Genomic DNA, 15,749 nt, shown 5'->3' on the forward strand with positions numbered 1-15,749 from the left:
AAATAGATAGACTTAGCCTTCAGACAGAGCGATCTGCGCCAATCCAGTCGTTAATCTCGGAATGTTAAAACTTCAGTTTTGTTACCTGATTTTTTTACCAATACCGAGTTCTGCAAAAAACCATGACAAACTTGCGCGATCGAGATAGAGAAATTTACAACCAAGAATTACGCCGAGAAAATCAAATCGCTCGTGAGAATAATAGTGCAGCTAGCGGTTTGATGACAGGAATCCTCTTAACCTCCCTGCTTGGCTTAGGACTCGGTGCTTTCTTCTTATTTAACCGTGGAGCAGACAACTCAGCTCCTGCTGGCAACCAAACGATTATTGAGCGCACCCAAGAAATTCCAGTTCCTCAGCCTCAAGCCCCAGATGTAAAACCACCAGACGTTAATATCACATTGCCTAAAGTAGAAGCGCCCCCAGCTCCGGATGTGAACGTCAGCATTCCGAGCCCTGCGGCACCACAAGCTCCTGCAGCGGAAAGCGCTCCCGCTGATAGCGCTGCTCCTACAGGAGATGCCACTTCTACAGGAGAGACCGCTCCCGCTCAACCGTAACTCAGCTAATGAAGTCCTAAGTAGTTTACGAGATTGGTGGATTAGCGAGGCACATCCCTCCAGAGCGTGCCTCGCTAATCCATTTAGGATGGCTATATAATCTTTTGGTTTTTAGTAAAGGTGAAGGGTTTCGTTAGAGATCCTTCACCTTTTCTCATAGATGAAACCAATGACAATCAAAATTTTTCTGAAAAGAGATTTTCTGAGGAGCAACGCAAGATTAAGTGCAGCGATCGCTTAACTGATAAATCCTTCTACAAAAACATTTGAGTATTAGAACCAGAAGCATTGCTATATAACTTTTAAGCCCTAAAATAACTAGAATTAGTATTACTTGAATGAATTAGACCTAAGATAATTCAAAAGGTTGAGGAATTATTGGTCTAAAATCATTCGCCTCCATCAACCCATCCAGGTGTGAGCAAGGGAGACTAGCGAGTTTATAAATGGATTTAGATAAACCCTTAGGTTCAGTCATTCAAGGCTCCCTTAGCCAAGGACTCGAAGTTCGCTTACACCCAGATGTCTCTGTAGAAGATATGCGAGTGGGCAAATTCTTGGTTGTTCAAGGGGCGCGATCGCGGTTCTTCTGCATGTTGACCGACGTAACCCTTGGAACCGCCAGCACTCGAATTTTCGCTAATCCTCCTGATCCAGGTAATACCTTCCTCCAAGAAGTTCTCGCAGGAACGGGCACGTTCGGCACCATTGACTTAACTCCAATGTTGATGTTTACGCCCGAACCAGAAGAGCCTATTAGTTACTCGGCCAACAGTAAGGCCAAGAAAACTAAAGGCGGCAAAAATGCCCGTGCCGCTGAAGATAAAAGTGACTCTACAGCCAGCTTGCCACTGCTCGCTTCCCTCACACCTCAAAGCAGCAGCACGATCGAGTTAATGCCCGTCAAGACCATTCCCAGCCACTTTAGCCAGGTGCATGAAGCCAGCGAGCGGGATTTCCGAGCCGTTTTTGGTTGGGAAGATGACCCCCATCGCCGCAACTTTGCGATCGGGCAACCGATTGATATGGACGTGCCTATCTGCGTCGATTTAGATCGTTTCGTCGAACGTAGTAATGGTGTATTTGGGAAATCAGGGACCGGGAAATCTTTCCTGACTCGGTTGTTGCTGTCGGGAATTATCCGCAAACAGGCAGGAGTCAACCTGATTTTTGATATGCACTCGGAGTATGGCTGGGAAGCCGTCCGTGAAGGTAAGCAGTTCAGCACCGTGAAGGGGCTCAGGCAACTCTTTCCCGGTCAGGTGCAGATCTACACCCTCGACCCCGAATCCACTAAGCGCCGTGGAGTCCGAGACGCTCAAGATCTCTTTATCAGCTTTGACCAGATTGATGTGGAAGACTTAATGCTGGTACGCGGAGAACTCAACCTCTCGGAAGCCAGCCTAGAAAACGCCATTATTCTCCGCAATGAGTTTGGCAAATCTTGGATTACTCGCCTGCTCTCTATGAGCAACATGGAAATTCAGGAGTTTTGTGAAACCAAGATGGGCAGCAAATCCTCCATCATGGCGTTGCAGCGCAAACTCAACCGACTAGAAGAACTGAAATATATTCGTAATACTTGCCCTCACAACTACGTGGGTCAAATTCTCGATTCCATTGATGCTGGCAAGCATGTGGTGATTGAGTTTGGTTCTCAATCCAACATGCTCTCCTATATGTTGGCGACGAATGTGATTGCGCGCCGGATTCACGCTGCTTATGTGCAGAAAGCTGAGAAGTTTTTACAGAGCAAGAATCCTAGCGATCGCCCCCAGCAGTTAGTCATCACAATTGAAGAAGCCCACCGCTTTCTCGACCCCAGCACCGTCAGCCAAACCATCTTCGGCACGATTGCCCGTGAGATGCGGAAGTACTTCGTCACCTTATTGGTAGTAGACCAACGGCCTTCAGGGATCGACAACGAAGTCATGTCTCAGATTGGCACCCGCATCACCGCGCTCCTCAACGACGAGAAGGATATTGATGCCATCTTTACCGGAGTGTCGGGGGCGCAGAGCCTCCGTTCCGTATTATCTAAGCTAGACTCAAAACAGCAAGCTCTAATCCTAGGCCATGCAGTGCCGATGCCTGTGGTCATTCGCACTCGCCCTTACGACGAAACCTTTTATGCCGAGATTGGGGATGTACCCTGGGAAGAGATGCCTACAGCGGCAGTCTTCAAAGCCGCAGAGTCTGCTAAAGCGGACTTAGGTTTCTAGTCCTGTGAGATTTTTCGAGACCAATGGGCAAAAGACCCGGATAGAGGCTACATCTTTGCATTAATCAATGAGGCTTTCTCCCTAAAAAGCCTCTAAATCAGTTCGGTTTTCCCTATGCTAAATGGCCCTTCGGTCAGGGAAAACTGCGCCATTATAGTAGAAGAACTGCTTAGAGCACAGCTACAAAAATGTCACTTCGCTAAAGTTAGAGCTAGAATAGAAAATTTTCCAGTAGATTCTTCGGTTTTGCCTAACGGGATCATACTCTAGGATGAATCTTTTTTGCTTTCCTGGAGTCTAAACTTATAGCACAATCGAGTAAAGTAAACTCATACTGAGTACGACCTTTTAGAGTTTCTTGCCACTACTTAGGTCAAATAATATGGAATCGGGTCCACCTGCATCCTGAAAGTTACGGGCACGAAGTTTTAAGCTAATTCATCACCTGTAGACAGAGGTTAGTTTTATCCTCTGCATTTGGACTTCTCTGACCTAGGCGATTTGAGGTTGGTCAGGGAAGAGCTTGCTTATTGTGTCTGGTTGGCTGCCCGTTCCCACTTCAAGCTTTCAATCGCTCTCTAATTTCGCCCCCACTTCTCTTTAATCTACTTTTACTGAGTTCATCACAGATCCATGCCTACTGCCAATTCTAAAACAAAGACTGCTAATCCCATGTTCACCGTTGACATGGTACGTACCTACCTCCATGAAATTGGACGGGTGCCTCTGCTAACCCATGAACAAGAGATTGTGTTTGGGAAGCAGGTCCAGCAGATGATGTCTCTATTAGAAGCCAAGGAAAAGCTGGCGAAAAAGTTGCGTCATGAGCCAACTCAAGCGGAGTGGGCAGCGCAAGCTAAGCTCAGCGAAGAAGAGTTGACAAAAACTCTGCGTCAGGGCCACCGAGCCAAGCAAAAGATGATTGAAGCGAACCTGCGCTTGGTCGTGGCGATCGCGAAGAAATACCAGAAGCGCAACCTGGAGTTCCTGGACTTGATCCAAGAAGGTACCTTAGGACTAGAGCGCGGTGTAGAGAAGTTTGACCCGACTCGTGGTTATAAGTTCTCGACCTACGCATACTGGTGGATTCGCCAAGCCATTACTCGCGCGATCGCTCAGCAAGCTCGGACCATCCGTTTGCCCATCCACATCACCGAGAAGCTGAACAAGATCAAGAAGGTGCAGCGTGAGCTAGCCCAGAAATTAGGTCGGGCTGCTAGCCCTGCTGAGATTGGAGAAGCTCTAGAACTAGAGCCTGCGCAGATTCGGGAATACCTGACGATGTCTCGTCAACCCGTTTCTCTAGATCTTCGTGTCGGTGACAACCAAGACACCGAACTGCAAGACCTCTTGGAAGACGAAGGGCCTTCGCCTGAGCACAATATGACTCAGGAGTTGCTCCGTCAAGACTTGCAAGACTTGTTGGCAGAGCTCACCCCGCAACAGCGAGAAGTTTTGACTCTCCGCTTCGGCCTGAATGATGGCAAAGAGTTGTCTCTAGCCAAAGTCGGTGAACGCCTCAACATTAGTCGTGAGCGTGTGCGCCAACTAGAGCACCAAGCCCTCAATCACTTGCGCCGTCGTCAGGAGAGCGTACGTGAGTACTTGGCCAGCTAACCACTTTAAACAGGGATGCTCAAGCGTGTCCCTGTTTTTTATCTACTTATTTTTATCTATTTAAAGTTCTGAACAAGATATTGAACTTGTGGTCAGGAATCGGGAACTAAACTCTTGTAGAACTGAACAGTAACCTTAGCAACACCCTTTTGGGTGTGTCCTCACAACTCCCGGAAACCTACCTCTAGATAGCAACTAACTCTCCCATTTGATTGAACAGTTGTACAGGTATTCTGGGTTACGGTGTGAGTGTTGAGGTTTGTCGTTGAGTCTTGATGGAGGAAACTACGGTGACCAATCCATACATCCGTTCTCTCTCGCCGTGGCGTACTCTGCAACGCATCACCCAGCCAGCTTTGGGCATTTTGCTGCTAACGAGTCTCTCAGGTGTTGGGCTACAAGCTGTGAACGCAGCTGAGTCTACCTCTGCGGCTATGGCGGTACGCCAGCTGGAGCGGCAACCCCTAACTCCAGCACCAACCGCCAAAGCGATCGCCAAGCAAGCAGCTCCCAGCAAAAATTCTGTTAAAAGCTCTGCGAATAGCAAGAATAGTCCTCTGGCTGACGGTACCTATCTATATGGTGAGGCAGCCGAGCCAGAACAAGTTGGTAGTGCTTACATGGTGTTTCAGGTAACTAAAGGCAAAGTCGTTGGCGCATTCTACATGCCACGATCGTCCTTCGATTGTTTCTCTGGCAGTTTTGAGCCAGGCAAATTAGCGTTGAACGTGGTTGATACCTACGAGAAAACCACGCATCCCTTCGCGATCGCCTTGGAGCAAAACAGCACCATTGCCTCCAATAGCAATAAGCCTGCTGTAGCCGAAATTGGCTTGCAAGGCTTCCAGCGCCTAGCTAAGGTCAGCGCCAACGACCAGCGCATCTTGGGTATGTGTCAGACTAACTCCCAAAAAAATTAAGCTAAATAGAACATTTGCTCGCTAGCTCACTGGAGGCTCGGTAGACTGGGGAAAGCCACGCTATAAATCTGGTTATGCCTCGCTTTCTCCACGTTGCCGATGTGCATTTAGGGCTCGATCGCTACGACACTCCCCAGCGCACCAAAGACTTCTTCTTAGCGTTTCGGGATGTGCTGGAGCGTTACGCCATTAATGAGCAAGTTGATTTTGTCCTCATCGCGGGCGACTTGTTTGAGCATCGGCAGGTGTTGCCCGCAGTGCTGAACCAAGCCCAGGTTTGCTTTGAGATGCTGCGAGAAGCGGGTATCCCAGTCTTAGCGATCGAGGGCAACCATGACAACCGCCCTTACGCCACCAAAACCAGTTGGCTGCGCTACATGGCTGATTGGGAATATGTGATTCTGCTAGAGCCTAAAGAAGACGTGCAAGATGGAGCTAGCCTCTTTGATCCTTGGACACCAGAAGCCAAAGCAGGTGGCTATATCGACTTACCCTGTGGGGTGCGGGTCTTAGGCTCTCGCTGGTATGGCGCGTCCGCTCCCCAAATGATTGAGAAATTGGCCCATAGTATTCAGCAACTGCCCCCAGGACCGCCGCACACCGTCATGATGTTTCATCACGGCATGGATGGCCAGATTGCTCGTTATACTGGGGCGCTGAGGCTAGAAGCTGTAAATCCCTTGCGAGAAGCAGGGGTGGAGTATCTAGCTTTAGGGCATATTCACAAGAACTACGAGCTAGAAGGCTGGATCTTCAACCCTGGCTCGATTGAGGCCAATAGCATCGCTGAAAATCTCCAGCAAACCCCTCGTGGTGCCTATCTAGTCGAGATCAACGGGACAGGAATCCGAGCTGAGCTCAAGCAAGATTATTATCAGCGCCGGATGATCCGTCTCAACCTGGAGGCAAATAAGCAGCAAACGCAAGCAGAACTAGAACAAGCAGCGATCGCGTACATCCAAGCCGTAGCGAAATCTGGCAAAACCCAAGCGGCGATCGTGGAACTGCGAATTCACGGTCAGGTCGGCTTCAATCGCTTGGACCTTAATGTGCGCGATTTACGAGATAAGCTGCATCAACTCAGTGAAGCATTAATCTTTTTGCTGAAATACGACGCGATCGGCACCGAATACGAAACGCCGATGATTGGCAATGGCGAGGAACCACCACCCCGCAACGCAATCGAGCTACAAGCCTACACCGATTTGTTAGCTGCCAATAATGCCTATCAAGATCAAGCAGGGGCGATCGCCAAAGGTTTAGTAGAACTGAAAGACTTAGTGCTCGACAGCCGCCCCGAAGCCGAACTCTACGAACTCGCCCAACAACTGCTGCAAGACTCTACAAACTAGAGGGCTTCGCGTTCGACGCGGATTAAGTTTTCGGTGACGTTTTCGAAGGTGTCATCGTGGCTGATGATGAAAAGTTGGCGGAAAGATTTGATGTTGGCGATCGCCTCGGCTAATTGTTCTCGCCGTGCCCGATCCATATTAGTTGTGGGTTCGTCAAAGAAGGCAACATCAATATCTGCCAAAACCTTCAGCAAGGCGAGACGCACTGCCAGGGCTGCGCACATTTGTTCTCCCCCCGACAAGCTCCTGAACGTGCGCCAGTAACCACCTTCTTGAATGCGGATTTCGTAATCACCTGTCCATTCTAAAGCCACGTTTTGGCGGTTAATTAGTTCGCGAAAGAGTTTGTCCGATTCGCGCGAAATTTCCTCAATGTAGAACTTAGTAATCCTTGGCCCTGCTTGGTTGTAGACTTGACGGGCATCGCTGATAAACTGCTGCACTCGCTGCCGTTCTAACAAGTTAACTTGGGCCTGAATCCGCTGATCCGCGATCGCTTGTAGCTCTGCGAGTTGGTGCTCAATTTGATAGAGAAATTTCTGCTTTTGGGGCAACCCTCCCTCAATTTGGTCTTTTTGGCTGCGAATCGCGTTGTAAGTGGCTTCCACTTCTTGCAGATGTTGCGGGTCGTAAGTTTCTGCTAGCTGCGCTAACTGCGCCTGCACGATCGATTGGTTGGTAGTTAAGGTGCTGAGTTGGGCGATCGCAGCCTCAAAATTTGCTTCTAGAGTCGGCAATTGCTCTGCATCTTTTTGGTTTTGCAGGTACAGATCCCGTGCGGTTTGGTGCCTTGCTTTCTGGGTTTTTTGCACTTCTATCTGGTCAGGTAAATCTGCAAATTCCGCCAATTGAGCTTCTAGATGAGTCACTGCTTGAGCAATTTCCATCTGGGCTTGCTGAGCTTGGTCGTATTGCATCTGCAATTGCGCTTGCTGCTGTAATTCCTGCTGGCGAAGTTGGCTCCGACCTTGAGGATTACCTAATGCAGCGATCGCCGTGGCCAGCTGCGTCTTCTCTTGTTGCAACGTTGCTTGGTTGGCGAGTTGACTTTGGAGGTATTGCAGTTTAGCTTGCAACTCGGCTGCATCTTGCTGCAAGGCGGTTTGCTTAGTCAGCCAGGTTTCTAGCCCAGCGAAATGAGTGCGCTGTTGATAGGCTGTTTCCAGTTGGCGCTTTATTTCTGCTAGCTGTTGCTCTAGTTTGCTGGCAGAAACCTGCTCTGATAAATCGCCTAGAATTTGCTGCAAGTTGCCTAAAACTTCATTGTTCAAGTCCACACCCGCCTGAAGCGTAGTCAGGGCAGAGTCTACCGAGGCGGCGAGTAAGGGCACCGATCGCTGAAGTTCCTGTAAACCCGCGATCGCAGTTTCAGCCTCACTTAAGTAGCGATCGCGTTGAGTTTCCCCGTGGGAGACGATCTGGCTGAGGTCAGCTTCAAACTGTTTGGCAGCGGCAATGCGGCTGAGCTGTGCTTGCAGGCGATCGCGTTGTTGCTCCCAGACAGGAATTTGCTCCAGCACTGTCTCGAAGCTAAGAATCCGAGCAATTTCTCCGTTGAGGTGCTCTAGCTCTCCTTGAAGTTTGGCTAATTGCTTGGTGACATTCTGCCGCTCTAATTCGGCACTAAACAATTGTTGGAGTTGTTGGGCGATCGCTTCCTGATTTTGCTCTAGCTCAGTCTGTTGTTGAATCAGGGGTTGCAGTTGTTCAATTTCTTGCTGGGCTGCGGTTAGGCTTTCGAGTTGTAGAGTCAGTTTAGTGAGCTTGGCTTGCGAGTTCTCCCAAGTCATTTGATAGCCTTGGCGCTGTTTCAGCAGAGCTTGCTGCTGTTTGCTTTGGCGATCTAGGGCTTGCAAGGCAGATTCTGCTTGTAAAAAGGTTTGATAACCCGCTCGATTGGCTTCGCAGGTGGCTACTGCTTGCTTCGCTCTCTGGAGCGACTGTTCTAGCAACACATTGGTTTGGCGCTGTCCAGTCAGTTGCGCCTGCAAAGTCGAGAACTGAACTTCGAGTTGCTGGATTTGGTGAGATTGAGCGGTGAGCCGATCTTTTTGGTGCTGAAGTTGCTCCAGTTGGATTTGAAGTTGCTGTAGAGCAGTCTTATCTTTGGTTACTTCTTGCTGCAAATCCGCCCGCTGAGTGTGCAGCAGATCCCAATCGCGCAGGTTCTCGGTATAGTACGCGATCGCCCGCTCTAGTTCTTGAACTTGCTGCTGAGCATACTTTTCCAGGTCTCTCGATTTCTCAAAAGCTTGTTTGTACTCATCCACGCGCAGGATGCGATCGAAGACTTTCCGCCGCTCGTCCGCCGCTTTCTTAAAGTCTTCAGTAAAGGTGCCTTGCGGAATGCCAATGGTATCAGCAAACAATTTGGGCAAGTCAGTTTCTTTGGCAACGCCCAAATGCTCTTTCAGCCAAGGCAAGACATCACTGACATTCTTCAGGTCTAGCCGTTGGCGAATTTGTGGGTCAAAAATCTCATAGCCCTTGCTGGTACAACGCTGCACGCGATACGTGCGCCCATCCCCTCTGGAAGTAAAGGTGACACTGACTTGAGCGCTGGCTGCACCCCGACGGATTAATTCTTCTTTGGTATAGCTGGAGTAATTAAACAGCGCCCAAGCGATCGCCTCTAAAATGCTGGTTTTGCCTGCCCCATTTTCTCCACAAATCGCGTTGGTTCCGGGCTGAAACTCAAAATAGCGATCGCTGTGAGCCTTAAAGTTTTTGAGACTAATCGAAAGAATTTCCATAAACTCAATTCTAGAGTTTGAATTTCGGCTTGGACTTGCTCACGGGAAATTCAAACTCTAAAATCTAAAATTCGATTCCAGGCTGAGCCTTGATGCCTTGTTCCTTGAAAGGGTGCTTGACTAAGGTCATTTCGGTCACTAGATCGGCCCGCTCAATCAAAGCCGCAGGTGCTCCTCGTCCCGTCAGAATGACGTGAGAATCCTCTGGTTTCTGCTCTAGACCTGCCAACACGTCCTCAACCGCTAAGTAGCCCAGCTTTAGAGCAATATTCACTTCATCTAGCAGCACCAAGCGAAATTCTGGATTACGGATATAGGTTAAAGCGGTATTCCAAGCTTCCTGAGCTTTTTGGATGTCGCGATCGCGGTCTTGGGTTTCCCAGGTAAAGCCCTCACCCATCGCATGAAATTCCAGTTGCTCACCCCAATGGCTAAAGGCTGCTTTCTCCGCTGGCTCCCAAGCGCCCTTGATGAATTGCACGATCGCCACCTTGTAGCCGTGACCGAGCGATCGCAGCACCATCCCCAAAGCAGCGGTAGTTTTACCTTTACCGTTGCCTGTATTGACCACAATCAAGCCTTTTTCCAGCGATCGCTCAGCTAGGCGCTGTTCTTGCACTTCCTTGCGTCGCTGCATTTTCTGCCGATACTGCTCATCCGTCAGGCCCGCTGCTTCAGAGGGGGCTGAGTCTGTAGCTGCTGAGGTGTCAAGATTTGAATTCATTGAACTAGTTATCCGAAAGGCTCTGTAGCGATCTTAAAGTCTAAGTCGAAGCTCGGTGGAACAGATGCTAATTCAGAGAACTTAATCGAAATCCCCCAAGTAGCCATCCCAAGGCTGATCTTCTGAGTCTTCTGCCAAAGCTGCCATATCGCCGTTGTAGTGAGCGTTAATCGACCTTGCTTTTTGTTGCAGTCGCTCTGGGACATAACGCAAATCTACAGGTAAGCCATGAGCTACCAGGAACTCAGCTAATTGCTCAGGATGCAGGTAAACGCCCTCGTTATGTAGCCGCTTTAGCATGTTGCTGAAGCCATACCAATGCTGCCGAGATGGCGCATGAGAAGTGGCGTGCTGCAATGTAGAAGGCAAGGCTGGAGGTGTAGGCATGGCATGACCTCAGAAACGGGCTGAGCAGTTAAATATGCCGGATTAGCTTTTTAATGAAGTTTTTTATGGCGTCGTCTCCAGTTTATCTTGTTTCTTCGCCTACATAGCTTGACTAAAATAGAGCAGATATTGTAATGCTCAAGACGAAAAACCGCAAAGGAACGCCCTTAGGAGCGGCATACTTACCCAAGCGGTAGAGAAAGCCGTAAGAACCCTTACTTTGGGGAGGTTTGCTTAGAGAATACCAGCAATTTCCGTACCTTTATTGAACTGATCTCAAACGTGGGTGTTAAACTGTAGCAGTTGGTGTTTGAGGTCGCGTATAAAGCCTTGAAACTCCTTTCCTTGGTCGGGTACCCGTGGAGACCACTTTGGTACCTGGAAATGAAATTGAAACGGAAACGGCAGTGCGATCCCGCACTATCTTGGGCTGACCGTTGTGAAGCACCCAGTATGAGCTGATCGGCCTGTAACTACCAGGTTCGCGATTGCTAGCAGATACTCTTGCTGATTCAGAGGATAAGCAACCCTATCTCTAGAAATAGTGGCGAACTGGGTCGATCGTGCTCCTTAGGTGGAGTTTTTTTGAATTGAATAGCTGGATTAATGGTTCTGATGTTTTTCAGATTTATCAGAGCTTTTAGTCAAGGGATATTGATCTGTACGATGTCCTTTCTCATCTAGCCTGGGGAATTCTGTGCCTAGGTTTGACTGATGCAGCAAACATAAGTTTTGAGTCTGTAGAGTTCTGCCACTACTGGGCAGAGCGACAGAATCGAATCTCTTGGCTGCTTGGGTACCTACTCACCTAAGCTACGCCAATTTCGTTGACCTAATCGGATCACATGACTTTGAAAGTTTCTTTCAAGGTTGCAGATAAGAAAACCTAGTAGCGTTTGAGTTGATTGAACTGGGCTTCCTAGCTCGTTTATCAATCGCGATCGCATTAGGTAGCTGCGTGTCCATTTCCCCTCTTCTTTATGCTTTTTGTTCTTTTTGGAGCGTACAAATGTCGAAATTGCTCAGCCACAAAATCGCACCCGCCCCCATGCCTGCTGAAATCAGCGTCGTTGATTTAATCGACGGCTATTTCACCGCTTACAACTCCGCTCGCCTGCGCGAGATTTGTCACTTACTGAGCCAAGAAGTGATGCAGGAGGGCGTAACCGTTGGGGTGAGTTTGTCTGGCGCAATGACTCCAGCAGGCTTTGGAGTTTCAGTCCTAGCTCCCCTGATTCGGAATGGTTTTATTGACTGGATGATCAGCACAGGCGCTAACCTCTACCATGACATGCACTATGGTTTGGGGTTGAGCCTCTATTCCAGCAATCCCTTTTTGGATGATGTGAAGCTGCGTCAGGAAGGCCGCATCCGGATTTACGATATTGTCTTTCACTATGATGTACTGCTGGAAACCGATGCCTTCATCCGCGAGATTTTGCGGGCTGAACCGTTCCAGAAGCGCATGGGTACAGCAGAATTTCACCATTTGCTCGGCAAGTATGTCCGAGAAGTGGAGAAGCAACTCGGTGTGCAGAATTCTTGCCTGTTGGCAACAGCCTATGAATGCGGCGTTCCTATCTACACGTCTTCTCCCGGAGACAGCTCGATTGGCATGAACGTAGCAGCGCTGGCGCTGGAAGGCTCCGAGTTGGTGATTGATCCTTCGTTGGATGTGAATGAAACCGCAGCGATCGCTTATGCAGCAAGGGAGTCTGGTGTCGCTGGTGAAGAAGGCAAGAGTGCAGCGGTGATCATCGGCGGTGGCAGTCCTAAGAATTTCCTTTTGCAGACGCAACCCCAACTCCACGAAGTGTTGGGTCTGGAGGAACGGGGTCACGACTACTTCATCCAAATCACCGATGCTCGCCCAGATACAGGTGGTCTCTCTGGCGCAACACCCAGCGAAGCTGTGAGTTGGGGCAAGGTTGACCCGGATGAACTGCCTAGCACGATTGTTTGCTACACCGACAGCACGATCGCCCTACCGATCATGACGGCTTATGTGATTAACCAATGTGCGCCTCGCTCACTCAAGCGACTCTACGATCGCCGGGAAGAAATGCTGACGAAACTGAAGGCTGACTACCTAGCAGCAAAAGCGGAATCGGCAACGGAGCGATCGCTAGTCGCTGTGGCTGAGACTATCAAGAGCGAAGCAGCCAAGCGCGAACCTGTGGCAACTTATCCCTGCGGCACTCCGATTCGCAAATAAACGTCACTTCTGAGTGAACGTCTTCACTCAAATTAGCTCCCCCTGACTTCGGTGAGGGGGATTTTTGTTGTCAGGGAAAAAGAGCGATCGCCAACTTCGAAAAACTTTGATCAAAATTTCGTAAATTATCCCTTCTAAATAGAACCAGAAACCGCTAATCTCTCTAGGTTGAATCAGCGCAGTGCACTGGCTGATCAGTAACAAACCTATTGAACTTCGTACCCTTCCTCAACCTGTGCGTAGTAATTTTGATGAACTGAATTCTCACTCCTTGGACCAGCAGGACAGAGGATTGAGCCGCGTTGCCAAACGTCTAGCCCAAAGTCTAGAAAGAGATGCCTTAGTCCAAAAAATAACCGATGAGCTAAGGCAGATGCTCCAAGCTGATCGCGTGGTCTTGTATTACTTTTATCAACGCTGGAAAGGCCAAGTTACCTTCGAGTCCTTGAGCGCTGAGCAGTTGTCGATTTTGGGATCAACTGGCGCTGATGATTGCTTCAACGACGAGTATGCAGCTTTGTACTTAGATGGACGGGTTCGAGCGATCGCAGACACCGAAACAGAGCCGATTCAAGAGTGCCACCGGGATTTTCTGCGGAGTCTGCCAGTGCGGGCGAATTTAGTGGTGCCTGTCCTCACGAACAAAAGATTATGGGGCTTACTAATTGCCCATCATTGCCAATCTCCTCACGACTGGTCTGCTGAAGCAATTAAACGGATGCAGCAAAGTGCGACTCGGCTAGCCACTGCTCCAGCTATTCGAGGCACCTGAATTCTAGAAGGGCAGGGTATAGCGATCGCTACTTTAACTCCAGGTCAGCGATGCTATATCCCTAGTTACGTTGCTTAAACAAAATCAAAGTATTGTTCTGCCTAACTGACCCAAGAACGAAGTATCGTTTTTGGAGGGGCCGTCCTGGTGATAGAAAGAGCTATGTCAGAATCCACGATTGAATCCATTCTTCAAGAAAAGCGCTTATTTCAGCCTGCGGCTGAGTTCTCTCAAAAAGCTCAGATCAAGACTCTGGAAGAGTACCAGCAACTCTACGATCGCGCCAAAGCTGACCCAGAAAAGTTTTGGGCTGAGCTAGCCGAGCAGGAATTGCACTGGTTTCAGAAGTGGGATCAAGTGCTGGATTGGCAGCCTCCCTTCGCCAAGTGGTTTGTGGGTGGCAAGATCAACATCTCTTACAACTGCCTCGATCGCCATTTGACGACTTGGCGACGCAACAAAGCCGCGTTGATTTGGGAAGGAGAACCGGGAGATTCGCGGACACTTACCTATGCCCAACTGCATCGCGAGGTGTGCCAGTTCGCCAATGCCCTGAAGTATTTAGGGGTGGAGAAGGGCGATCGCGTGGGCATCTACATGCCGATGATCCCGGAAGCGGCGATTGCAATGTTGGCTTGTGCGCGGATTGGGGCGGCTCACACAGTTGTGTTTGGTGGCTTTAGTGCCGAGGCGTTGCGCGATCGCTTGGTCGATGGTCAAGTCAAGGTTGTAGTCACAGCCGATGGCGGTTGGCGTAAAGACGCGATCGTGCCCTTAAAAACGCAAGTGGATAAAGCGTTAGCCGATGGCGCGGCTCCTAGTGTTGAGAATGTGCTAGTGGTACGCCGAACTGGACAGGACATCCCCATGCAACTCGGCGGTCGGGATCATTGGTGGCACGAGTTGCAGTCGCAAATGTCAGCCGATTGCCCGGCTGAACCGATGGATAGCGAAGATTTGCTGTTCGTTCTTTACACCTCAGGCAGTACAGGCAAACCGAAGGGCGTGGTGCACACCACAGGCGGCTACAACCTCTACACCCACATGACAACCAAGTGGATCTTTGATCTGCAAGACACAGATGTGTATTGGTGTACCGCTGACGTGGGCTGGATTACGGGACACAGCTATATTGTCTACGGCCCGCTTTCCAACGGTGCGACCACACTAATGTACGAAGGGGCACCCCGCGCCTCGAATCCTGGCTGCTTCTGGGATGTGATTCAAAAGCATGGGGTCAACGTCTTTTACACCGCCCCCACCGCGATTCGCGCCTTTATCAAGATGGGTGAAGACTTGCCGAAAGCGCGAGATCTCTCCTCTTTACGCTTGTTGGGCACTGTGGGAGAACCCATCAATCCCGAAGCTTGGATGTGGTACCACCGCGTGATTGGCGGTGAGCGTTGCCCAATTGTGGATACTTGGTGGCAAACCGAAACTGGAGGCATTATGATTACGCCTCTACCGGGTGCGATCGCTACCAAACCAGGTTCTGCGACCCTTCCCTTTCCTGGCATCTTGGCTGATGTGGTGAACCTAGAAGGCGAATCCGTTGGCACCAACCAAGGCGGCTACTTGGCCGTACGGCATCCTTGGCCCGGAATGATGCGAACGGTGTATGGCGATCCCGATCGCTTCCGCAAGACCTACTGGGAGCACATTCCACCCAAAGATGGCAAATACATCTACTTTGCAGGCGATGGCGCACGACGCGATGAAGATGGCTACTACTGGGTGATGGGCCGTGTCGATGACGTAATCAACGTAGCGGGACACCGTCTAGGCACAATGGAAATTGAATCGGCCTTGGTGTCTCACCCTGCCGTAGCTGAGGCTGCCGTGGTGGGTAAACCCGATGAGGTCAAAGGGCAAGATATTGTGGCTTTCGTCACTCTAGAGGGGGGCCACACGGGCAGTGATGCTCTGAAAGCAGAACTAAAGCAACACGTGGGCCAAGAAATCGGCGCGATCGCACGTCCCGGAGATATTCGATTTGCCGATGCCCTCCCCAAGACGCGATCGGGCAAAATTATGCGCCGATTGCTGCGAGATCTCGCCAGTGGCAATGCCGTGTCCGGAGATACTTCCACCCTAGAAGATCGTAATGTCCTAGAAGCCCTACGTGACGAAGGTTAACAAGGTAGACCTCTCCCCAACCCCTCTCCGACACAGAGAGGGACTTTGAATCTAGCTCCCCTTCCCTGCTAGGGAAGGGGCTGGGGGTTAG

11 protein-coding genes are annotated in these 15,749 nt (G+C 50.0%); 8 read left to right on the forward strand and 3 right to left on the reverse strand.

Annotated features, from left to right (window positions below; genetic code table 11):
- Positions 1-122 precede the first annotated feature (122 nt).
- The 5 genes from H6F68_RS01075 to H6F68_RS01095 all read left to right on the forward strand — a co-directional run bounded on the left by H6F68_RS01075 (position 123) and on the right by H6F68_RS01095 (position 6,671).
- Complete coding sequence (locus H6F68_RS01075; RefSeq protein ID WP_190555825.1) at positions 123-560, forward strand: hypothetical protein; 438 nt, start codon at positions 123-125, stop codon at positions 558-560.
- 446 nt (positions 561-1,006) lie between these two features.
- Entirely contained in the window at positions 1,007-2,782 is a 1,776-nt protein-coding gene (locus H6F68_RS01080) for an ATP-binding protein (RefSeq protein WP_190555826.1), read from the forward strand.
- A gap of 633 nt (positions 2,783-3,415) precedes the next feature.
- On the forward strand, positions 3,416-4,399 hold the full coding sequence (locus tag H6F68_RS01085) for an RNA polymerase sigma factor, RpoD/SigA family (RefSeq protein ID WP_190432542.1): 984 nt from the start codon (positions 3,416-3,418) through the stop codon (positions 4,397-4,399).
- A 290-nt stretch (positions 4,400-4,689) separates the two neighbouring features.
- Positions 4,690-5,319 (forward strand): hypothetical protein, encoded by a 630-nt coding sequence (locus tag H6F68_RS01090; RefSeq protein WP_190555827.1) that lies wholly within the window; start codon positions 4,690-4,692, stop codon positions 5,317-5,319.
- Between the two features lie 74 nt (positions 5,320-5,393).
- Positions 5,394-6,671: a DNA repair exonuclease gene (locus H6F68_RS01095; protein ID WP_190555828.1), complete on the forward strand. Its 1,278-nt coding sequence runs from the start codon at positions 5,394-5,396 to the stop codon at positions 6,669-6,671.
- Here the strand turns inward: H6F68_RS01095 and H6F68_RS01100 are convergent.
- From H6F68_RS01100 to H6F68_RS01110, 3 genes are all read right to left on the reverse strand, one after another.
- A complete protein-coding gene (locus H6F68_RS01100) occupies positions 6,668-9,424 on the reverse strand; it encodes an AAA family ATPase (RefSeq protein WP_190555829.1) in 2,757 nt (918 codons plus the stop codon). The genes H6F68_RS01095 and H6F68_RS01100 overlap by 4 nt on opposite strands.
- 64 nt (positions 9,425-9,488) lie before the next feature.
- Entirely contained in the window at positions 9,489-10,148 is a 660-nt protein-coding gene (cobO, locus tag H6F68_RS01105; protein WP_190555830.1) for a cob(I)yrinic acid a,c-diamide adenosyltransferase, read from the reverse strand.
- 81 nt (positions 10,149-10,229) lie between these two features.
- Complete coding sequence (locus H6F68_RS01110) at positions 10,230-10,535, reverse strand: hypothetical protein (RefSeq protein ID WP_190555831.1); 306 nt, start codon at positions 10,533-10,535, stop codon at positions 10,230-10,232.
- Positions 10,536-11,544: 1,009 nt separating this feature from the next.
- Between H6F68_RS01110 and speY the strand changes: the two genes are divergently transcribed.
- The 3 genes from speY to acs all read left to right on the forward strand — a co-directional run bounded on the left by speY (position 11,545) and on the right by acs (position 15,658).
- Positions 11,545-12,750, forward strand: coding sequence for a homospermidine biosynthesis protein (gene speY / locus H6F68_RS01115; RefSeq protein ID WP_190555832.1), 1,206 nt, complete (start codon positions 11,545-11,547; stop codon positions 12,748-12,750).
- Between the two features lie 235 nt (positions 12,751-12,985).
- Positions 12,986-13,522 carry a GAF domain-containing protein gene (locus H6F68_RS01120; RefSeq protein WP_190555833.1) on the forward strand — a complete coding sequence of 179 codons (537 nt, stop codon included), beginning with the start codon at positions 12,986-12,988 and terminating at the stop codon, positions 13,520-13,522.
- Between the two features lie 162 nt (positions 13,523-13,684).
- Positions 13,685-15,658: an acetate--CoA ligase gene (acs, locus tag H6F68_RS01125; protein WP_190555834.1), complete on the forward strand. Its 1,974-nt coding sequence runs from the start codon at positions 13,685-13,687 to the stop codon at positions 15,656-15,658.
- Positions 15,659-15,749: the final 91 nt, after the last annotated feature.

It is taken from the genome of Trichocoleus sp. FACHB-262 (assembly GCF_014696035.1).
Classification (GTDB): Bacteria; Cyanobacteriota; Cyanobacteriia; order FACHB-46; family FACHB-46; genus Trichocoleus.